We start from the raw sequence: 19,979 nt of genomic DNA on the forward strand, positions 1-19,979 counted from the left end.
AAAAAATCTTTAAATACTTTAAATCAAAAATAGCTTCGGTGAAACCATGGGGATTATAGACAAGATTCTCGGCAAATCCGAAAAACTGAACATTGATGAATATGAAGAGCTAGACCTCAGCGAGTATGAGGCTGAGATTAGTGAGGCTGCCGGAGTTTACATCAGGGTGGCCGAGGTTACAGGACTGAACGAAGTTCCTGAAATCAAAAGGGAGATTTACGACGGGAACATTGTTGTGGCGGATATCGCCTTCATAAAGCACGATAAGCTCACTCTCGATAGAGTGCTAAAGGATTTGAGGCAACTCGCTGAAGACGTGAAGGGAGATATCGTCGGGCTTGGCGAGGATTACGTGATAATAACGCCTACGGGAATTAAGGTGGACAGAAACAAGATTAGGAGTTCCTCAAGATGATTCCCTGCCCGAGCTGCGGAAGGGAGCTGAGGGCGGTAGTATCAACCTACGACGTTCCGTTTTTCGGCAAGGTTCTTCTCACGTCGATTAGCTGTGAGTGCGGTTTCAGACACGCGGATTCCGTTGTTCTCGGAGAAAAGGACCCGGTGAGATACATCATAAAAATAAACAGGGAGAACCTCTTCACCAAGGTTATAAGGTCCACTTCAGGAACCATACGCATTCCCGAAATCGGGGTGGCAATTGAGCCCGGCCCGGCAAGCCAGGCCTTCATCACAAACCTCGAAGGCGTGCTGGACAGGGTGGAGGGTGTTGTTAGAACAGCCATGCGCTGGAACTCCGATGACGAGGAGAAGGTGAGGAGGTGCGAGTGGATTCTCGAAAGAATCAGAAACACGATTGACGGAGACGAGGAGCTCACTCTCATTCTTGAGGACCCCTTCGGTAACAGCCTAATCGTTTCGGACGAGGCTTTCAAGGAGATAATGTCCAAGGAGGAGGCTCAGAGGCTCAAAACCGGGATGACCATAATCGATATAACCGGAATGAGCGAGGAGGAGCTGGAGGATTTAGTCTGAGTTTAACCTTTTTATCTCATCCAGCAGCTGCTGGTGCTTTTCCTTCAAATCCTTTTCAAGCTCTTCATCGCTGATTTGCTTCACTCCGTAAATGTACTCAAGCTCGATCATTCTCATGGCCTTCTTGTACTCTCCGTAAAGCTTTCCGAGCTCTCTGGCGAAATCCGTTAGCTTTTCCGGGCCGAGCAGTATTATCGCTCCTATTATTATGATCGCCATCTCGCCCCATCCGAGCATCAATTTCTGTAGTCTGGGAACTATTAATAACTTTGCCTCTTGCTGTTGGAGAGAGCGCAGCGTCGTATATCCTAGCCCGCCAAAATCGAGAGGAAGAGCAGAGCGATAAGAAGGAGGGTGAGGGCAATGAGCGACCTTGCAAGATACGCTCTTGCTACCTTTTTCTCGTAGTACCTCTCCGCTCTTATGCCCGAAACGTAAACTCCAGCCAAGCTTCCCGCCATCAATCCGGCTACGTTCTGAAGGGTGAGAGTCAGCGATTTCACGGCAAGAGGAGGGCTGATAACGAGAAGAATCCCAGTAGCCACTGCCGGAGGTAGCAGAGAGGCTGAAACAGCGACACCTGCTAGGCTTTCCAATATTCCCCTGCTAAGGGAAAGAATTGAGGCAAACCCAAGAAGGACTGCAAGAAGCTCGTAAACTGGGCTTACCTCCGTTCTCAGCAGAATTTCCGGTGTTAGCTGAAGGGGATGGACGAGACCAATCATCATCGCAAAAAGCGTAGAAAAGACCATGGTGAGGAAAAGATCAAAAAGGAGGTTAAGAGCGCTTCTGAAGGCAAGTTTTACGTATCCAACGGAAAGATTGACGGCAAAACCGTGTATCGGACCGAGAAGAGGGGCAAGGAGCATCGCTCCGATGACTATAACGGCGTTGTTCATAATGAGGCCCGAGAGGGCGATGACGCCTGCAATGGCCGTTACCACGCTTCTTCCGGGATTGAGGCTAGCATACGATTTTGTCATCTCAACAAGCTTCTCAACCGGAGTCTTTTCCTCCGCCTTTTCCCTCCTCGAAGCGGGGGAGATGACGAACTCAGGTTTGTAAACCTCGATTATGCTCTCCTTGTATCTCAGGTCAAGCTTATCCTTAATTCTGCTAACCAATTCCTCCGTTTCACTGTCCTGAACGTATAGCTCGATTCTGTCATCGTAAATGAAAGCTCTATCTCCCAATTCCCTCGCTATCTCCTCTAGGTCTTCCTTCCTCCCCCTGACTATGATTTTTCTCATAACCACCCCTTCCTCCTGAAGAAGGCAATCATTACCAGTGCGATGACGGCCATAACTGTCAGAACGGCCGGATACCCGTACTTCCACTCCAGCTCAGGCATGTACTTAAAATTCATCCCATAAACACCCGCAATGAAGCTCAGGGGAATGAATATGGTCGCAATCATAGTGAGCACCTTCATTATCTCGTTGAGCTTGTTGCTGACCGCTGACAGAAATAAGTCTCTCAAGCTCACCAGCAGCTCTCTCTGCGTCTCAAGAACCTCCATGAGTCGAACAGCGTGGTCGTAAACGTCCCTGTAATACACCTTTACCTCCTCACCTATAAGCTCGTGCTCAACTCTGGTAAAGAAGCTGAGAACATCTCTTAGGGGCCATACGGCGTTTCTGAAGGCAAGTATTTCCCTCTTCAGGCTGTGAATCTTCCCGATGAGTGTGCTGTCCCCAGAAACAACCTCATCCTCCAACACCTCAATCTCATCCGAAATTTTCAGAAGTGCTTCGAAGTAGCTGTCAACAACCGCGTCGAGTATGGTATAGGCAAGATAATCGCCAGCGAGCTTTCTCATTCTCCCCCCGGACTTAAGCCTTGAGCGGATGGAGTCGAGAATCCAGTACTCTCTTTCTTCAAACGTCGCCACAAGGTTTTTCTTCAAAACCAGGCTGAGCTGGTCAATTTCAAGGGTCTCGTTGTAAAGCAGAATTTTAAGTACAAGAAAAAGGTGGTCGTCGTAGTCTTCAATTTTTACCCTCTGGGCTGTGTTGAGAATGTCCTCAGCAGCGAGAGGGTGGATTCCCAGGAATTCGCAGATTTTAGCGATAAGACTTTCATCGTGAACACCAACGACATCAATCCAGAGCTTTTTATTGAGTGCGAGCGCGCTTCTGACCACACTTTCAAGCTCCCCCACCTCTAGCTCCTTAAACTCCACCGATTTCTCGTCGTAAATTGCCGCAGTAATTTTAGTTTCCTCAACTTTCTTTTCGCCGGTGAAGACGGGAGTTGCGGGTGGAAGGGCCATCTTCTTTTTGATTGTCGCTGGAATCCGCATGAATTTTGTTTAATTAATAAAATATAACGCTTTGCTCCAAGATTTTGGCGAAGTTAATTTTGTAAAGAAGTAGGATGGGATTGAGGGTAAAGAGGTGTGACGGGGAAATATTCCCTGATTTTGAAATTATCGACGGTAACAAGCATTACTACCTTGATATCCCGTACAGAGAAGGCGAATCGGTAAAATCGTTGTATTAGAGCTTTAAAAGAAGCTATTACTCGATATGCTCGATATGTATAACTCAAAAAATACCCCCAGCGCCGGGGCTGGGATTTGAACCCAGGAGCCCTTACGGGCACCAGCTCTCAAGGCTGGCGCAGTACCTCTCTGCAACCCCGGCTTTTTCCAGAAACTAAGATAACGTGTTTATGAACCTTGTGATTATGTAAGTTTCTGGCAAATTCTCCGAAAAAATTATATGTTGGCTGAAATAGAAAGTGCATGGCTGTTCAACACCACATGCAGGAGGACCCGTTAATTGCTGCTGGTCTCTTCATAATCCTTTTCCTCGTTCTCATTCTTCCGTTTAGAGTCAGAAAAATCGAAGAGAATCTTGAGCCCTTTTTCCTGATAATGGGAATCGTCGCCGTTACTGTAAGCGGCTTGTGGAGCCTGGAACTAATTATTGAAGCTCTCGAGACGCCTGTTAGGATAACGGAGGTTATGGGCATCCCGGTGGGTATATTTCAGGTTGTGCTGATCGTCGGATTGATTATCCACTACTACAACAAGCAGGTTTACTCCTTTCTGGTAGCTGTTCTCAAGAAGCTGGGAATCAAAGTTTTTGCGTTCCTCGTTGTGACAGTTTTCGGTCTTGCTTCTAGCATAATCTCGGTCATAGTTTCTGCAGTCATACTTGCGGAAATCGCGCTCGTGATGCCCTTAGAAAGAAAGTCGAAAGTTGAGTTCGTGGTTATAGCCTGCTTTGCTGTGGGTTTTGGGGCTGCGTTAACTCCAGTAGGCGAGCCCCTTTCCACCATAGTCGTTAAGAAGCTCAACGAGGACTTCTTCTACTTAATAGAGCTTGTAGGGGAGTACATCATCCCGTCGGTGATAATACTGGGAATCTACGCGGCTATGAGAGTGGGTGGTGTTTCCGTTAAGGAAATAGAAATTCCGGAATACACCGAAACTCTGAGAACCGTTGTGATTAGGGCGGTCAGAGTTTACGTGTTTATCGCGGCATTGGTGCTGCTTGGGGAAGGTTTTACGCCGATCATCTACTGGTACATCTCAAAGATACCGCCCGAGATAATATACTGGGTAAACATGGTTTCCGCAATCCTCGACAATGCAACGCTCGCCGCAGCTGAAATAGGTCCTCAATTAACCGAGCTGCAGATAAAGGGCGCTCTGATGGGTCTGATAATCTCGGGAGGTATGCTGATCCCCGGAAACATTCCGAACATCGTCGTTGCGGGAAGGCTGAGGATTACGATGGGTGAGTGGGCGAGGATAGGCGTTCCCTTAGGGTTGATTATGATGACAATTTTCTTCGTAATAATATATGTTCTCTAAAAGTTAGCTTTATAAAACAACAGGGAGGGGCTGAGGGAGTGAAGCGTCTCTATGCTGACCTTGGGCTGGCTCTGGTCGCCTTAATCTGGGGCTCCACATTCCCGGTAGTAAAGATAGCCCTGGACAGCATGTCGCCCTTCGCCTTCAACACGGTAAGGTTTTTCATAGCGTGTCTTTTCTTCCTCCCCTTCCTCAAGGGTTGGGATTTTAAGGACGGTTTTAAAATCGGAATAGCGTCCTTCCTTGGATACACTTTCCAGACTGTAGGGCTCGACTACACCACCGCAACCAACGCTGGCTTCATAACCTCAACCTACGTCGTTCTCGCCCCCATCATCTCATGGCTTGTGTACAAGGATGTTTTCGACAAAAGGGATGTTTCAGGAGTTTTGCTCGCCTTCGTAGGGTTCTACTTTCTTTCAGGGTACTCGGGCTTCAACATCGGAGACATCCTGATGCTCTTCTGCGCCCTCTTTTTTGGAGCGGAGATTGCAATGATTTCCCATTACTCTCGCCTCAGCAATCCCACGATGCTGGCATTCTGGCAGTCCTTCGCCATTTTCATTCTCTCCGCTCCCTTTGCTGTTTTCACAACCACCAAATTCGAGATAAACACAACCGTCATTCTATGCCTCCTCATCACAGCATTCTTCGCAACTTTCGTGGCAAAAATGCTACAGAACTGGCTTCAGAGCTACACCAAATCCTCCGATGCGGCTGTTATTCTGTCCCTCGAAGGGGTTTTCGCCCATCTTTTCAGCGTTGCAGTTCTGGCGGAGATTCTAACACCGGTGCAGTACTTTGGCGCATTTTTAATATTGCTGGCAGTAATCATCGTTTCTCTCAGAGTATAGCCTCTAAGTCTGAGCATTTTTGAAATACCGCAATCTTCATATAGTTTGAAAACAAAGATAAAATTGGGGTGATAGTATGGGTGTGCACAGAATCACGAGCGAGGCTGCAAAGTATTACGCCCAGAGGGAGAAGGTTGTTGGAGCAGGGGTTTCTCTCCTCGGCGAGGCGAGCATGAACCTCGACAAGCTCAGCAAGGAGCAGCTTGAAAAACTTGGAGATTTGGCAGCAAAACTCCTCCCCCACTCTCCGGGTTACGCGGGCAAGATGATGCCCATTGTAGCGAGGCTTTTCTGGAGACTTGCTGGAGTGGGAGAAAAGGAGTTCGGATTTGCTGAGCTCGACGAGCTCGAAAAGGAGATAGAGAGGCTAAAAGAGGAGCTGGGATTTAACTCTCAGCAATAAAGCAAACAAAGTCGTTTTCGTCGTACTTAAGCTTTCTTCTCCTTATTTCTTTGACCTTGAAGCCCGTCTCACGAAGCATTGAGAGAACCTCGTCTTCTGTTAAAAATCTCGCTTTTCTGTAGAAGGAGCTGTCCTTCCCAGAGTACTCCCTCCCCAAGCCGGAGTTCGCAGGAACCACGCATGCCACAAGAGTGCCTTCGAGAACTCTCTTGATTTCCATTAGAGCCTTAATCGGCTCGTCAAGAAAGCAGAGGGTGAAGATGAGGTATGCGGAGCGAAAGGATTTATCTTTGAAGGGCAAATGAGCAGCATCTCCTGCAACGCACTCGACCCCCCTCTTTTTAGCAATTCTCAGCATTTGGAGCGAGACGTCAACTCCGAGATCAATGCCTATTACCGCAAACCTTCCTGTTCCAACTCCAACCTCCACAGAAGGAGAAATCGGTTTGGGAAGCAGTTCCAGCTCTGCTTCGTAAAGCTCCCTGTTTCTATCGTACCACGCATCGTACCTCTCGGCATTTCTGTTAAAGACGTCCATTGACTTCAGTTAAACCAAGTGTTTTATTTATTCCCCTATCGCTCTCCACTCTTACCTCTCGGAAAAAAATAAGTATGGTTCAATTCAAAAAAACTCAATGGACGTGACCATCGCTCTCGTTGCAGCACTTGCAATAGCCTTTGCAATTGGCTCCAACGATACCTGCAACTCCTTTGGAATCTGTGTGGGATGCGGTCTGCTTACGATGAAAAGGGCTGCGTACATTCTTTTCCTGCTGGTGTTTGCAGGAATGCTGTTTGGCAGCGGCAGAATAATGGACACTGTGGGCAGAGAGATGGTTGAGCTCAACGAGATTGTTGTTTCCGTCTCTCTGATTATCTCCTCAGCTGCCATCGTTGCGGCTAACTACCTCCGCACACCGGTTTCAAGCCATCAGGCCATAGTAATGAGCCTTATCGGCTCGGCCTTTGCTCTCGGAAACAGAATTGATGTAAGTACGGTGGCGAAAATCGTCCTGTCGTGGGTTATTTCACCCTTTGGAGCGCTCCTTCTTTCAATTGTCTTTTACTGGATTATGGAAAGAACTCTCGCAAAGCTCCCCGCCTTAAGAGTTGAGAGAGTCCTTAGAGTTCTGCTATTTATCGGTGCGACTGTTATTGGCTTTAACACCGGCGCCAATGAGCTCGCAACCGCCCTCGCCCCCATAGTGATGTTCGGAGTGATGAACGTGTTTGAAGCAGCACTCCTCGGCTCTGCAATGCTTTTTCTCGGTGCGTGGATTGTCAGCGTAAGAGTGGCTGAGGTTGTCGGGAAGGGAATAACAGCCCTCGACCCATTTACGGGGTTTGCCGCGCAGTTTGCGGCTGGAATAACGGTTTTACTCTTCACACTCATCGGAATGCCCGTCTCCACAACATACTGCACCGTCGGTGCGGTAACTGGAGTTGGGCTCTACAAGAGTGTTAGGGGTGTCAAATTTGCATTCCTGAAAAGAATTGTTGCAAGCTGGATTTTAACGCCATTTACGGCCTTCACCTTAAGCTTTATTTTGACTTTGCTTCTCTCTCAACAAGCTTTTTGAACCTCAGCGCATCGTCGAACATGTGGACGTTGTTGAACATAACGTAGCCGTCCCTGTCAACTATCCCGAGCAGCTTTTCAAGCTCATCATCGGTGTACTTGTGCTTGTAATCAAATCCGTGAAGCCTGTAGTAGCAGATTTCCCCGTAAAGCTGCTTGGAGACAAAGGGGTCAACGACGTGGACTAAATCAAGCTCCTCGCATATTGCCCTTACGCTCTCCTCGCTCCAGCCTCTCGGTTCAAAGCAAAAGGTAAAACTTCCGTCAATGCTGCTGAAAAAAGCCCGCATGTTTTCCATGTTCTCAGCAGTATCTCTGAAGCTCTTCGGCGTTTGAAAGACGATTATTTCGGCCTTTAGAGCTTTTGCAATCTTCTTAGTCTCCTCCCAAGCCATAAAAACAACTTCTGTCGGTCTGAAGAAGCCGCAGTTTTCGAACTTGATTCCCGCTTTTTTGTAGGTGGGACTGCTTGGAGGGTGGGTGATTACCTGCCACGCCTTTATGGTGAACTCAAAATCTTCAGGGGCAGATTTTCTCCACTTTTCAGCGGTTTTGACTTCCGGCGGCTTGTAAAAAGTCTTCTGAACCTCAACCACGTCAAACGTTTCAAAGTACCTTTTCATCGAAACCGGGAAGCCGCAGCATCCCACTTTCAGCTCCATACTGTTTGTTAATACGCGAGTATTTAATGTTGGGCTACCCATAGACAGGCAAAAGATATATACGTCTGACATCAAGTATCAGCATGGAGGTAATCACAAATCCCGATAGCTTTCTGAGAAAAAGGCTTGAAAGGGGATTTGGCGAGGCTCTGGCCGTTGTCGTAATTGCCGCTCTGCTCTCGTCTCTTGCTTCATACATTGTGGCTCCAATGGTGCTTGAGGCCGTGAGAGAGCAGATTGCGGAGGTTGGAACGTTAACTGAAGAGCAGATTAAGGCGATGCTTCAGATAACCTACTACGGAATGCTGATAACTCCCTTCTTCACGACGCTCATCTTCTGGATTTTAATCTCCGGCATTCTCCACATACTTTCGGCAGTTTTCGGAGGAGAGGGTAGTTTCAGCAATCTCGCCAAGCTTGTTGCATACTCTTACATTTCCGTCATAGTCCTAAGCCCGATATCGATTTATCTCAGCTACGAAACGAGTCAGCAGATGCTCTACGGAATAAAAAGCTCTCTACTGCCAAACACGATTCTCGGAGTTGCAACCGCATTATGGCAGGCAGTTTATTGGACCTTTGCCGTTAAAAATGCGAGAAATCTGAATTTAAAATACTCTGCCATCGTGGCCGGGATAGTCTTCACTGGATACTTTTTGCTGACTGCATCCTCTCTGATTTTTTCATCTCTCTCAGAGACTCCCTGACTGACTTGTTGAAGGCTATCTCACCTATGGACTTCATGTGCCTGCAGGCGCTTAAAATGGTTTCAACTGCCAGTCGGTAATAAACACCGCCGTCCATATTGCTCAAAAGAAGCTCTTCAAGCTCTTCAAGCTCTTCAATTGTTTCCTCCGAAAGTTCAACATCCGAGTTGAAGTAGGCCTTCGCCAGGGAGTCGAAAATTTTACCGAGCCTTTCAAAGTAAACCCTCACCTTCCGTAGCTCTTCTGGAGTCATCTCGACTGCATAGGTTGAGAAGTTGTATAGCGAGTCGGCAATCTCCTCTATAAGCTTTGCAACAGTTCTGATACCGAGAATCAACCTCAACTCGTTCCACTTGCTCGGACTTGAGAACTCTCTAACTAGCCTGTGCTCCTGCCTGACCGCAAGCAGGTACAGCCTGTCTGAATCTTTTTCAAGGTTCTCTATATCCTTTAAAGCCTCTCTGTCCCCCTTTTCAATGCCTTCCATTATTGTCGCTATCATGCTCTGGATAATCTGGCTCATCCTTCTCACAACGCCGTAAACGTCGAAATCGGTTGAAGTTAGGCACTTCAGCACAACTTTGCCCTCGGTTGCGTCAATAATCTCCATTCCAATCAAGTCCTTTACAATCTCCCCTATCCTGCTCACCATCCTCGCGTTTATCCTGTCATCGCTGATTACAATCTCATCAATCCCCTGAAGATACAGAGCGTAGATGAACCTTCGCACGAACTTTTCGTCGAGTCTTAGCAGCTTATCAATCTGAACACTCGTTATCCTCGAAAACTCTCGAAAGGATTTGGGGTAGAGAGTTATCACGCTGTCTTCAACCTGCAGATATATGTCGTCACCCTGCCTTAGCTGGTTCTCCTTCACCCAGTTCTTCGGGAGACTTACCATGTAGCTTGAACCACCTATTAACTGAAGCTTCCTTACTTCCATCGATACGTACTTCTATTAAGAGGTTAAAATATCTTTCCATTTCTTGGTGTTCGACTAATAGATAACTATAAATTCAGAATCACCATAAAACATAACATGTATAGGTATTATGAGCTAAGGGAGCTCGAAGGAAAGGCTCCAAAGCTCTTCGGCATCCCCACAGGAACTAAGCTTGACGAGCTGTTTTACAAGGTTGAAAAGGAGGGGGACAGGTACGTTAGAAAGCCGCTTGGAGGAATTCCTCACCTCGCGGTGATGAACATCACAGGAGTTCCGGATACTGGAAAATCACTATTGGCTGAGCAGTTCGCCATTACCCAGGCCGGCAGCGGCTACAGAGTGCTTTACGTGACAGTTGAGAGCCCAGCCAATTTCCTCTACACGGCGATGAAGGAGAGAAGCGAGGCCATGGGTGTGGACTTCACCAAGGTTGAGAGCAACGTCGTTGTCATCGATGCGAGCGAGAGCGATGAGCTGAGAGAGAATCCGAAAGCGCTCATGGAGACCATGGCTTACGCGATTAAGGAGAAGAAGGTTACAAACACGATAATCGACAGCATCACGGGACTTTACGAGCACAAGGAGATGATGGCGAGGCAGATAGTGAGGCAGTTCTTCAACTTCATGAAGAAGTATCGCCAGACGGGAATCTTCGTTTCGCAGAAGAGGTCCGCGCAGGCGAGCGAGAGTGCTGAGGCTGCGGGAGGTCTTGCGGTGGCGCACATCGTCGATGGTACAATCGTGCTGGACAAAAAGCTGATAGAGTCTCGCTGGGATGTCAGCCTCTACGGCCTGCCTCTCGGCAGCATTCTCAGAACGATAAGGATTGATGGATGCAGAATTGCTCCCCACGACTCAAGAGTGTGGGTCTTCGAAATCAGCGAAATCGGCACGATAGAAATCATCGCACCGCTGAGCGAGTACATAAAGAAAAGGGGGAAGAAGGATTTAGATGAGGAAAAATAACAGGAGGTGATTGGAATGGGATTTGAGGTTATCGCAAAACCGAAGGGTGGAAACCTTGACAAGATGGCCGAGAAGGTATTTTACGAGAGTATAAACCTTCTTGGAGGTTTGAAGAAGCTTGTAGAGTACAGAAACCTCACCTGGCTTCCAAGCCTTGCAGAAGCCGCATACGTCGTTGTGCTGAAAAACGAGGCAATGAAAACATACGGAGAGATTGCCAGGGAGCTTGGAATCACCGAGCAGACCGCTAAAAACATCGCAACCGCTGATGAAGAGGAAGTAAAGAGATACCTTGAAGGCGAGCTTGAAGAAAGGCCAAAAGAGCACATAGCCGGAGGAATAGCGAAGCTTGTATACAGGAAGCTGAAGGAAGAGGGGAGACTTGATGCGGAGGAGGTCGAGATAAAGCAGGAAGAACTGGAGGTTCTTGATATTGACTGGGCTGTGCACGTTCTGGCAAGGATAAAGGGACTGGACTTCCCGGTAAACAAGGAAGCTTTGGTTGAGAGGTTAAAGGGGCTCGTCATAAAGGGTAAGCGCGCTGAGGAGATTCTTGACAAGCTCGATTACCCGATAAAATCTCCATCACAGCTTCTGCATGAGATAAAAATGCACCTTTAACTAAATCTTTTTTTAACCTCTGCAAACTCTTGGCTGTGAAAATCGTCACATACTCCAAAAACGTTTTCATCCCTCTTACGAGGAACTGCAGAAACCGCTGTGACTACTGCGGATTCAGGAGCGAAGAGATTGGAGTAATGAGCGCCGAAGAGGTGCGAAAAATCCTTTCGGCAGCAAGGGGGGCTAAGGAGGCGCTTTTCACCTTTGGGGAGAGGCCAGATGAGGTGTATCCCGAGTTCAAAGCGATGCTGCTTGAAATGGGCTATAAAAGCATGGTTGACTACATCCTTGAAATGAATAAAATCGCCGTGGAAATGGGCTTCCTACCACACACAAACGCCGGAATTCTCTCTAAGGAAGAGATGCGGAAGCTAAAGCCCTACAACGCGAGCATGGGGCTTATGCTGGAGCAGGCTGTGGAGCTTGAGTGTCACGCAAACAGCCCAGGCAAAAAGCCGGAAGTGAGGATAAAGATGATCAGAGATGCTGGAAAGCTTCAAATCCCCTTCACCACAGGAATACTGGTGGGGATAGGGGAAGGCAGGGAGGACAGGCTTTACTCTCTCGAGATTATAGCAGAAATTCAGGACAACTACGGCCACATTCAGGAAGTGATTGTTCAGAACTTCAAGCCGAAGAAGGGCACACCTATGGAGAACACTCCCCCTCCAACACTTGAGGAGATGCTTGAGGCTGTGAAGGCTGCGAGAGAGATACTCCCTCAGGAAGTCGCAATCCAGATACCGCCCAATCTGGTTGATGACATTTACCCCTTCCTTAAGGCCGGAGCAAACGACGTTGGAGGCATTTCAAACGTAACCCATGATTACATCAATCCCGAGTCACCGTGGCCGGAAGTTGAGAGGCTGGAGAGAGCTCTTCGTGGGGAGTTTATACTTAAAGAGAGGCTGCCCATCTATCCGAGATTCGTAAAGCTTAAATGGTATGGCGAAGCCTTAGAGCCGCTGATTGAAAAGTATTCGGATGCTGATGGTTATGCTCGCCCTTGACGACTTGCTGAAGAATCCTTACGAAACTTTCAGAATTGCCGACGAACTCAGGAGAGAGCTTGTAGGAGATACCGTAACATACGTAGTCAACAGAAACATAAACTTCACCGACATCTGCATCAACGACTGCAAGTTCTGCTCCTTCCGCAATAGGAAGAAATACCTGCTGAGCTTGGATGAAATCAAGCAGAAAGTTGAGGAGGCAGTTGAATTCGGCTGCACAGAGCTCTGCATCCAGGGTGGTTTGCTGCCCGATGCAGACCTAGACTTTTACCTTTCAATTCTTCAGGCTGTGAGGGATGTTGACAAAAAGATACACATTCACGCCTTTTCCCCAATGGAGGTCGTTCATGCGGCAAGGAACAGCGGAATGACGGTGGAGGAGGTGTTAAAGGAGCTTAAAAAGGAAGGTCTTGGCTCGATGCCTGGGACGGCTGCGGAAATTCTCGACGACAGCATAAGGGCGCTTATCTGCCCGAGGAAGCTTAAAACGGCGGAATGGGTCGAGGTTATAAAGACTGCTCACCGAGTCGGCATTCCAACAACGGCGACGATAATGTACGGTCATATCGACACCTGGGAGCACAGGATAAACCACCTCCTTCTAATCAAGAAAATACAGCAGGAAACGGGAGGTATTACTGAGCTCATCCCCCTGCCATTCATGTCCAAAAACAACGAGCTTGGAAGGTATGCGAAGGGCAGTTCTGGATTTGATGACTTGCTGATGATTGCCATCGCCAGAATTTTGCTCTACCCCGAAATCAAAAACATACAGGCGTCGTGGGTTAAGATGGGTCAGAAGCTGGCTCAGGCTGCGCTTCACGTGGGCGCGAACGACCTCGGCGGCACTCTGATGGAGGAGAACATCTCCAAATCAGCAGGAGCGACGAGTGGTGAGTTCATGCATCCGGAAGAGCTAAGAGAGCTAATAAAAATTGCGGGGAGAGTTCCAAAACAGAGGGATACGCTCTACAACATTTTGGATTAGCCTCAGACTCTCCCTTTCATCATTTCTCAGGTCGCCCATCAGTCATCATCGGCTGTTCAATGTTTTCGGGAGGATTTATTTCTTTTACCACTAAAACGAAAACTGCTCAACAGTTACTTCTTCATCAAGCAGCCTGTAAAGGCTTCCTCTGAAACTTCCCTTTTTCACTTCGAGAACCATGAATGACGGATAGGTGCTATAGGCCCCACCACCCCACACTCCCGTCATGGAACCGGGATTGAGAAGGATTTTAGCCCCTCTATAAACATCAGGCAGGTGTGTGTGGCCGGAAATCAACACATCAACGTCCATCTCGAGCGCTATTTGCTCAAGCTGCTCTCTGTTGCCCCTCGGATAAACCTGATGACCGTGAACAACTCCGAAACTGAGTCCTTCAACCCTGAACTTCGCCGAATGCGGGAGAGGGAGGTCGTCCATGTTTCCCCTCACCGCTATTACTGATTCCGCAACCCTCTCAGCGAACCTCAGCACCCTTTCTGAGGTCAGGTCACCAGTGATTACTACCATGTCGAAGTCCACGAGGTAGTCGGTGAACTCCCTCGGAATTTCATCAGCCCTCTCCGGGATATGGGTGTCCCCAAAAATTAAAATCCTCATAGCAGCCATTCAGGTAACCTTTGCTTCTCGATTAAATCACCGTAGCTCTCCTTCTCCCTGATTACGTCCCATCTATCCCCGCTCACAAGCACCTCTGCGCACCTCGGCCTGCCGTTGTACTGGCTGCTCATCACGAAACCGTAGGCTCCCGCGTCGAAAACGGCGATTAAATCACCCACTTCAACTTTGGGTAGCTTCCTGTCCCTGGCCAGAACATCTCCACTCTCGCATATCGGCCCAACGACCGTATAAACCTCCTCAGGCTCGGCATCCATCTTGTTCGCTACCGCCACCCTGTGGTAGGAACCGTACATCGCGGGACGGATTAGGACGTTGAAGCCGGCATCAACAGCAACAAAGTTCTTGTAGCCCTTCTTCACGGCGTTCACTCTTGTAATCAAGACGGTTGTGTTGCCAACAATGCTCCTTCCAGGTTCCAGCCAGAGCTGCGGGTCGGAAGTTAAATCAGCCTTTCTTCCTTCGAATTCAGGTAGAATTGCGCTTGCGAGGTCCTTGGGGGTTGGAGCGCCCTTCCCCTCGTAGTCAATTCCGAGCCCACCACCCATGTCCACAAAGCTCAGCTCAACACCAAGCTTCTCGATATCCACGGCGATGTCCATAACCTTGTTCAGCGCGTGCACGAACGGGGAGAGGTCGAGTATCTGGCTGCCGATATGGCAGTGTATTCCAACCGGAACAACACCGTCCAGCTTCAAAGCCATCTCGTAAGCCTCCCTCACCATTTCATGCGGAATGCCGAACTTTGACTCTCTAAGCCCCGTAGCGATTTTCGGATGAGTTTTCGGGTCAACGTCGGGATTGACCCTGAAAGCAATCTCAACCTCCTTTCCAACCTCCTTAGCAATTTTCGAAATAGTTCTGAGCTCATCCAGACTGTCAACGCTGAACTTGACTCCAGCAGTAACCCCCATTTCTATCTCTTTTCTGCTTTTCGAGTTGCCGTTGAAGAGAACCATATCCTTCCTGAAGCCTGCGAGAGATGCAAGGTACAGCTCACCATCGCTAAAAACATCAGCACCAAAGCCATGAGAGGCGATTATCCTCATCAAAGCGAGGTTGTTATTGGCCTTTACAGCATAAAGCAGCCCTTCGTTGGAGAAGGCTTTTTTGTAAGCCTCTAGGTTTCTCTCAAGTAGGGCCCTTGAAGTGACGTAAACGGGCGTGCCAGTTTCCCTGACAATCTCCGTTACCTTCACACCCTCCACTGTCAGAATTCCGTCGCTAGTTGAGAACATGAAATTAAAAGTGTGGAGGGATTAAAAACAGTTACTTCGAAATCTCAATTTTGAGTCTATCCGGATTGTACTTCCAGTCTGCCGGCAGCACTCCCTTCTCCTTGTAGTAGCTCGAAAGCCTCCAGATTTTCGCCTCGATCAGCTGCAGACCTCTTCTGTTGTGCTTGTCTTTCCTGTGGACTTCCAGATGAGCTCTCAGCTTCAGTGCCTTCTTTATCAGAGCTTTCAGGTCTTCGGGATACTTTATCTCCACACCGTGCTCCTTCAGGATTTTCTGAATCTTCTTCCCTGTCACCTGCTTTACCGACGGGATGCCGTAGCGGTCTCTGAGAATCATTCCGATCATGCTCGGCTCGTATCCTTCATTGTAAAGCTCCAGAACCTTCTTTTCCACTTCCTCCGGTGACATGTCCACCCATTCCGGCGGTGAGTCGCGATAAATTCTCTTTGATCCTGATTTACCCCTTCTTCGCGCATGAATTCTTGCCATGATCGTCACCTCCCAGCCCTCTTTCAGAGATTGGAATATATAACTTGCGTCTCACGCACTCGTATAACTTCACCGTCTACTGCTTTGCAAAGACTATATAAATTTTGGGCAAATCTCATTTTTGTGGACGAGACCTCCAAGAAGGTAGATGAGATGGCGAAAAAACAGGCTGAAATCGAGGGAAAGATTGACGAAGTCTTCAATAGCCTTGAGAGGCTGCGTGGAGAGCTTGAGGAGCAGCCAGACAAGCTGGGATGGGACGACATAACTCAGGAGATAATCGGTGCAATATCCTTTGCCTTTCCATTTCTCTTTACCGGGGAGCTGTGGGAGATTGCCAAAGAGATCTCGCTTGAGCGCTCACTCGCGATTTTTATCATAACGGTAGTTATCGCTTACCTTTTTATCACTAAGTCTAAAATTGGAAATTTGAAAAAGGAGACGCTTTTCTACATCCCAAGAAGGCTTCTAACCGTTTTAGTCATCGCATACCTCATTTCAGCCGGAATGATTTACCTCTACGGAATATATATCGTGGCGCACTTCACAACAACGCAGTTCATCAACGCTACAATCCTTATTAGCACATTTGCCGTCATCGGGGCCATAGCTGTGGATATGGTGAAGTAATCCCCGGATTTCGAGCAAACCCGAAAACAACACCATACGCCTACCGAAAAAGAATTTAAACCGGATGGTGAAATTTAAATACTGGAGGTCTGATGGCTCCATACCTCCGAATGGCCCGGATGGGGTAGTGGTTATCCTCTGGGACTGTGGATCCCAGGAGCCGGGTTCGAATCCCGGTCCGGGCCCTTTAAAACCAGTTTTAAATGCAGTAGGGAGTGAAAGAAGGCTTAAGTGGATTTAATGACCGTAATTCAGGCATGCCTTGGAGAGGATAAGGAAAAGGAAAGTCAGCGAAGAGAGGTAAGAGATGATTTGGAGAATTCAGATGAAATCTTTTACGACACTCAGACGGCTATTTCGTGGTTATTCGGAAGAGAAACAGCAAATGGCTGTTGGTGATTTAATTCCGGGAGAGATAGTGAGGGATGTGACGGTGGTTGCCACCTCAAAGTTTAATATTGTTAAAAACAGAATTAAGGCGGAGAGGTGGGTAAAGATATGAAGGTCAAGTATGACGCTGACATCCTCTACATATCAATCGAGGAAGTTGAGGATATGGGCGAGCTGGGAGAGGACATTTTCGTTGAATACAACAAAGAGAGGAAGATAATGGGTATTGAAATTTGGCAGGCTCGTAAGTATGTGATTCCTGAAATTCTGAAGTTCATCAAGGCGGCGAAGATGATGGGTTGATGGCTTCGGTAGATTTTGATTTGAAGGTCAAAAGATATTTGAGCGAAGAAGGGGAACAGAAAGGTCAAGAGGACCGTTGTGCCATACGATGAGATTGACGTTGGCGTTCCTGTTATAGAGCAACGAGGATTTATGGCTGATTCTGAGCCGATTGTCTTGCCCTCTCAACTGGCAGCGTAAAAGGCGCCGAAGACACATAGACCTAGTCCTTGATGGAAAAATCGCCCCTTAAGCGGTCTTTCGTCGTCTATTCCGCACAGAGCCATGACGCTCGTGAATATTCTGAAAATTTAATCTTGTCGTTAGGGCCTAAATATAACCAAAAAGGCACTCAAAAATCTTCTTTTCTACGCTCTTCAATCTTTTTGCCATCGCATTTTTTGAAATCCCGTTAATTTTGGCCAGATCACCGAGGGTGCATCTCCTCGGATAATCATAGTAGCCGTTAACGTAAGCCTGCTTTATCGTTTTAACCTGAAGGTCTGTGAGTGCCTCCATTGTATCAATAAAGTCAGAAAGAAAGTCCATGTTAAATATAACCTTCAAAAAGCTTTTCAGCGTCAACTCCCTGATTCTTGAAATATGCGTTGCGTTGTCCATTTCAAGCTGTCTCTTTATGTCTCTTTGCGAGATTTCATCAGGTGTGTACACAAACCATTTCTCGACGCCGTTAGCAACCCGCAGTGGGGGAACAACCGTACAACCGAGCGATGAAAAATTTCTCCAAGCAGCGGTGGTGAGAATATCGTAAGAAACCCAGATCTCCGACCTTGACTTCATTTTCAGGTTTATGTTAAAAGCTTTCTCTTTTCGAAGCGTGCTAATCACGTTCTCTTTAAACATATCCCCCAAGAAAATAGCATCAATATGAGTGTAGTCTCCATCTTCTCTTACATTTACCAAATTGAGTTCTGCATCCTTTATCTTTTCACTCACAGCAATATTGCTGCAGTCTTCTTGATGCAGTTCAATCATTAACAATTTCATTATGATTTATCTTTTTTGCATCGTTAGATAACCTTTGCTGTTCACATGTGAACCCCAAACTCAATTACCATCTTTGATTAAAATTTTAAAAATTAAAACATGGAGGTGATAGAGTGGATGCAATAGTTGCAGCAACACCGATACTATTGGTGCTTTTTCTGATGGCGGGCCTCAGAATGTCGGCCATGAAAGCTATGCCAATCGGCTGGCTCGTTACGGTGATCATTGCCCTTTTCTACTGGAAAATGCCACCGGAATGGATAGCAGCAGCAACAATTAAGGGGACTCTTTCGGCCCTTGACATCCTGCTCGTTGTTTTCGGAGCGGTTTACCTTTACTACGACGCTAGGCTTAGCGGTGCGACAAGAGCTATAACAAGAGGGATAATGGGACTGTCTGCAGACAGAAGAATACAGGCAGGAATAGCATTCCTGCTCGTTACGTTCTTCGAAGGAGCTGCTGGGTTCGGAACTCCGGGGGCTATAGTCGGACCTCTGCTCGTGGGTATCGGATTCCCGCCGGCGATAGCGGCTCCCCTGGTTCTGATTTTCGATTCCTCACCCGTATCTTTTGGAGCTGTGGGAATTCCCGTTTGGGGAGGACTTGGCTCCTCATTGGACAGTCCGGTAGTTAAAGAAGTTCTGGAATCGTACGGATACACGCTGAAGCAGTTCCTTTACACCGACGTCACCTTCTGGACGGCAACCCTTCATGGCATAATGGCGGTCTTCATACCTCTGCTCGGTGCAGTCTTCATGGTCAAGTGGAGCGGAGGAAAGGTTAGCGATGTCAAGGATGCTGCACCCTCACTGCTGCTAGCTGGACTAAGCTTTGCCATTCCCTACTGGATTCTTGCCGCTTCGCTCGGTCCGGAATTTCCATCGCTTCTCGGTGGGATAATCGGTCTCGTGATATACTCCGCTACCCTTAAGGCAGGTTTTGTGCCGAAAACTTCCTGGGATTTCGCCAAAAAGCATGAAGCCGGAGAAGAGTCAGAAAGAATCGAAAAGGAGTTTTCGATATTGGAAGCCATGGTTCCCTACGTTCTCGTCTCTCTTGGACTCGTTCTAACTAGGACAGTTCCAGCAATAAATCAATTTGTCACAACGAATCTCGTAATCGGAATCAGCGGTATTCTCGGCACTTCGCTGTCCCACACATACAAACTGCTCTACAATCCCGGAACAATATTCATTATTGCCGTGCTGATCAGCAACGCTGTATCGAGACTAAGTCCCAAGCACACGGCAAGAGCTCTAAAGACAACAGCCATAGGAGTTGCCCCTGCAGCGATTGCCCTCGTATTCGCCGTATCACTGTCGCAGATTATGATGAACTCTGGAAACAACCTCTCCGGAATGCCGAGCATGCTAAAGGTTATGGCGGTAAGCCTCGCCAACGCCACAGGACTGGGCTACATAATGCTCGCAGTCTTTGTCGGAATACTCGGAGCCTACATGTCCGGCAGCAACACCGTCTCGAACATACTGTTTGGAGGGTTCCAGTTTGAAATTGCAAACGCAACAGGCCTGCCGAAAACCATCATTCTCGCCCTGCAAAACGTGGGTGGAGCGGTGGGGAACATGATTTGTGTCCACAACGTTGTTGCTGTGTGCACAACCTGTGGAATCCTCGGCCAAGAGGGAGACGTGATCAGGAAGAACCTCGTGCCGGCAACGATTTACGCAATAGTTGTCAGCGTGGTGGCGGCGATAGCAGTCTTCATCCTGAAAATACAAATGATTTAAAAAAA

The 19,979-nt window shown here is 47.9% G+C and carries 24 protein-coding genes and 2 tRNA genes; 15 read left to right on the top strand and 11 right to left on the bottom strand.

All coding sequences use genetic code 11. The annotated features are described in order from the left end of the window. Window positions 1-46 precede the first annotated feature (46 nt). Window positions 47-415 carry a cell division protein SepF gene (gene sepF, locus AF_RS03960; protein WP_010878285.1) on the top strand — a complete coding sequence of 123 codons (369 nt, stop codon included), beginning with the start codon at window positions 47-49 and terminating at the stop codon, window positions 413-415. Continuing rightward, complete coding sequence (locus AF_RS03965) at window positions 412-993, top strand: ZPR1 zinc finger domain-containing protein (RefSeq protein WP_010878286.1); 582 nt, start codon at window positions 412-414, stop codon at window positions 991-993. The genes sepF and AF_RS03965 overlap by 4 nt, the downstream gene beginning before the upstream one ends. Here the strand turns inward: AF_RS03965 and AF_RS03970 are convergent. From AF_RS03970 to AF_RS03985, 4 genes are all read right to left on the bottom strand, one after another. Beyond that, the gene (locus tag AF_RS03970; RefSeq protein WP_010878287.1) at window positions 985-1,230 is read right to left on the bottom strand and encodes a twin-arginine translocase TatA/TatE family subunit; all 246 of its coding nucleotides are present in this window, start codon (window positions 1,228-1,230) and stop codon (window positions 985-987) included. The two genes, AF_RS03965 and AF_RS03970, sit on opposite strands and share 9 nt — an antisense overlap. A gap of 71 nt (window positions 1,231-1,301) precedes the next feature. Beyond that, entirely contained in the window at window positions 1,302-2,243 is a 942-nt protein-coding gene (locus AF_RS03975) for a TIGR00341 family protein (protein ID WP_048064287.1), read from the bottom strand. Then, window positions 2,240-3,295, bottom strand: coding sequence for a magnesium/cobalt transporter CorA (gene corA, locus AF_RS03980; protein WP_010878289.1), 1,056 nt, complete (start codon window positions 3,293-3,295; stop codon window positions 2,240-2,242). The genes AF_RS03975 and corA overlap by 4 nt, the downstream gene beginning before the upstream one ends. Window positions 3,296-3,556: 261 nt before the next feature. Then, window positions 3,557-3,638 (bottom strand) — tRNA-Ser (locus tag AF_RS03985). Window positions 3,639-3,739: 101 nt separating this feature from the next. Between AF_RS03985 and AF_RS03990 the strand changes: the two genes are divergently transcribed. The 3 genes from AF_RS03990 to AF_RS04000 all read left to right on the top strand — a co-directional run bounded on the left by AF_RS03990 (window position 3,740) and on the right by AF_RS04000 (window position 6,073). Beyond that, entirely contained in the window at window positions 3,740-4,816 is a 1,077-nt protein-coding gene (locus AF_RS03990; RefSeq protein WP_010878290.1) for a DUF1646 family protein, read from the top strand. A 38-nt stretch (window positions 4,817-4,854) separates the two neighbouring features. Beyond that, window positions 4,855-5,670: a DMT family transporter gene (locus AF_RS03995; RefSeq protein ID WP_048064288.1), complete on the top strand. Its 816-nt coding sequence runs from the start codon at window positions 4,855-4,857 to the stop codon at window positions 5,668-5,670. A gap of 76 nt (window positions 5,671-5,746) precedes the next feature. Continuing rightward, window positions 5,747-6,073 (top strand): hypothetical protein, encoded by a 327-nt coding sequence (locus AF_RS04000; protein ID WP_010878292.1) that lies wholly within the window; start codon window positions 5,747-5,749, stop codon window positions 6,071-6,073. Here the strand turns inward: AF_RS04000 and AF_RS04005 are convergent. After that, window positions 6,057-6,611, bottom strand: coding sequence for a class I SAM-dependent methyltransferase (locus tag AF_RS04005; protein WP_010878293.1), 555 nt, complete (start codon window positions 6,609-6,611; stop codon window positions 6,057-6,059). The genes AF_RS04000 and AF_RS04005 overlap by 17 nt on opposite strands. Before the next feature lie 97 nt (window positions 6,612-6,708). Here AF_RS04005 and AF_RS04010 point away from each other — a divergent pair, with 97 nt between their 5' ends. Next, window positions 6,709-7,653, top strand: coding sequence for an inorganic phosphate transporter (locus tag AF_RS04010; protein WP_010878294.1), 945 nt, complete (start codon window positions 6,709-6,711; stop codon window positions 7,651-7,653). Here the strand turns inward: AF_RS04010 and AF_RS04015 are convergent. Beyond that, window positions 7,616-8,314, bottom strand: a complete 699-nt coding sequence (locus AF_RS04015; protein WP_048064289.1) for a DUF72 domain-containing protein — start codon at window positions 8,312-8,314, stop codon at window positions 7,616-7,618. The two genes, AF_RS04010 and AF_RS04015, sit on opposite strands and share 38 nt — an antisense overlap. An 83-nt stretch (window positions 8,315-8,397) precedes the next feature. Between AF_RS04015 and AF_RS04020 the strand changes: the two genes are divergently transcribed. Further along, the gene (locus tag AF_RS04020; protein WP_010878296.1) at window positions 8,398-9,021 is read left to right on the top strand and encodes a Yip1 family protein; all 624 of its coding nucleotides are present in this window, start codon (window positions 8,398-8,400) and stop codon (window positions 9,019-9,021) included. Here the strand turns inward: AF_RS04020 and AF_RS04025 are convergent. Continuing rightward, on the bottom strand, window positions 8,957-9,964 hold the full coding sequence (locus tag AF_RS04025) for a phosphate signaling complex PhoU family protein (RefSeq protein ID WP_010878297.1): 1,008 nt from the start codon (window positions 9,962-9,964) through the stop codon (window positions 8,957-8,959). The two genes, AF_RS04020 and AF_RS04025, sit on opposite strands and share 65 nt — an antisense overlap. A gap of 96 nt (window positions 9,965-10,060) precedes the next feature. Here AF_RS04025 and AF_RS04030 point away from each other — a divergent pair, with 96 nt between their 5' ends. From AF_RS04030 to cofH, 4 genes are read left to right on the top strand one after another with little or no spacing between them, the layout of a single operon-like run. After that, window positions 10,061-10,930, top strand: a complete 870-nt coding sequence (locus AF_RS04030) for a KaiC domain-containing protein (protein WP_010878298.1) — start codon at window positions 10,061-10,063, stop codon at window positions 10,928-10,930. Between the two features lie 15 nt (window positions 10,931-10,945). Next, window positions 10,946-11,551 (top strand): KaiC associated regulatory domain-containing protein, encoded by a 606-nt coding sequence (locus AF_RS04035; RefSeq protein WP_048064643.1) that lies wholly within the window; start codon window positions 10,946-10,948, stop codon window positions 11,549-11,551. Window positions 11,552-11,586: 35 nt separating this feature from the next. After that, on the top strand, window positions 11,587-12,561 hold the full coding sequence (gene cofG / locus AF_RS04040; RefSeq protein WP_010878300.1) for a 7,8-didemethyl-8-hydroxy-5-deazariboflavin synthase subunit CofG: 975 nt from the start codon (window positions 11,587-11,589) through the stop codon (window positions 12,559-12,561). Continuing rightward, window positions 12,536-13,552 (top strand): 5-amino-6-(D-ribitylamino)uracil--L-tyrosine 4-hydroxyphenyl transferase CofH, encoded by a 1,017-nt coding sequence (gene cofH, locus AF_RS04045; protein ID WP_010878301.1) that lies wholly within the window; start codon window positions 12,536-12,538, stop codon window positions 13,550-13,552. Before cofG ends, cofH begins: the two co-directional genes overlap by 26 nt. A gap of 90 nt (window positions 13,553-13,642) precedes the next feature. Here cofH and AF_RS04050 read toward each other — a convergent pair whose 3' ends face one another. From AF_RS04050 to AF_RS04060, 3 genes are read right to left on the bottom strand one after another with little or no spacing between them, the layout of a single operon-like run. Beyond that, a complete protein-coding gene (locus tag AF_RS04050) occupies window positions 13,643-14,179 on the bottom strand; it encodes a metallophosphoesterase (RefSeq protein ID WP_010878302.1) in 537 nt (178 codons plus the stop codon). Then, the gene (lysA, locus tag AF_RS04055) at window positions 14,167-15,426 is read right to left on the bottom strand and encodes a diaminopimelate decarboxylase (RefSeq protein WP_010878303.1); all 1,260 of its coding nucleotides are present in this window, start codon (window positions 15,424-15,426) and stop codon (window positions 14,167-14,169) included. Before lysA ends, AF_RS04050 begins: the two co-directional genes overlap by 13 nt. 31 nt (window positions 15,427-15,457) lie before the next feature. Beyond that, window positions 15,458-15,916, bottom strand: coding sequence for a 30S ribosomal protein S15 (locus AF_RS04060; protein ID WP_010878304.1), 459 nt, complete (start codon window positions 15,914-15,916; stop codon window positions 15,458-15,460). Window positions 15,917-16,039: 123 nt separating this feature from the next. On the opposite strand from AF_RS04060, the gene AF_RS04065 reads away from it, so the two are divergent. From AF_RS04065 to AF_RS04075, 3 genes are all read left to right on the top strand, one after another. Beyond that, entirely contained in the window at window positions 16,040-16,546 is a 507-nt protein-coding gene (locus tag AF_RS04065) for a DUF2391 family protein (protein WP_052270473.1), read from the top strand. 113 nt (window positions 16,547-16,659) lie between these two features. Continuing rightward, window positions 16,660-16,731, top strand: a tRNA-His gene (locus AF_RS04070). A gap of 313 nt (window positions 16,732-17,044) precedes the next feature. Continuing rightward, window positions 17,045-17,239, top strand: coding sequence for a DUF2283 domain-containing protein (locus AF_RS04075; protein ID WP_010878307.1), 195 nt, complete (start codon window positions 17,045-17,047; stop codon window positions 17,237-17,239). Between the two features lie 309 nt (window positions 17,240-17,548). Here AF_RS04075 and AF_RS04080 read toward each other — a convergent pair whose 3' ends face one another. Beyond that, window positions 17,549-18,019, bottom strand: coding sequence for a helix-turn-helix domain-containing protein (locus AF_RS04080; protein ID WP_158296883.1), 471 nt, complete (start codon window positions 18,017-18,019; stop codon window positions 17,549-17,551). Between the two features lie 320 nt (window positions 18,020-18,339). On the opposite strand from AF_RS04080, the gene AF_RS04085 reads away from it, so the two are divergent. Then, a complete protein-coding gene (locus AF_RS04085) occupies window positions 18,340-19,974 on the top strand; it encodes an L-lactate permease (RefSeq protein WP_010878309.1) in 1,635 nt (544 codons plus the stop codon). Window positions 19,975-19,979 lie beyond the last annotated feature (5 nt).

The sequence above is a fragment of the Archaeoglobus fulgidus DSM 4304 genome, from assembly GCF_000008665.1.
Taxonomy (GTDB): domain Archaea; phylum Halobacteriota; class Archaeoglobi; order Archaeoglobales; family Archaeoglobaceae; genus Archaeoglobus; species Archaeoglobus fulgidus.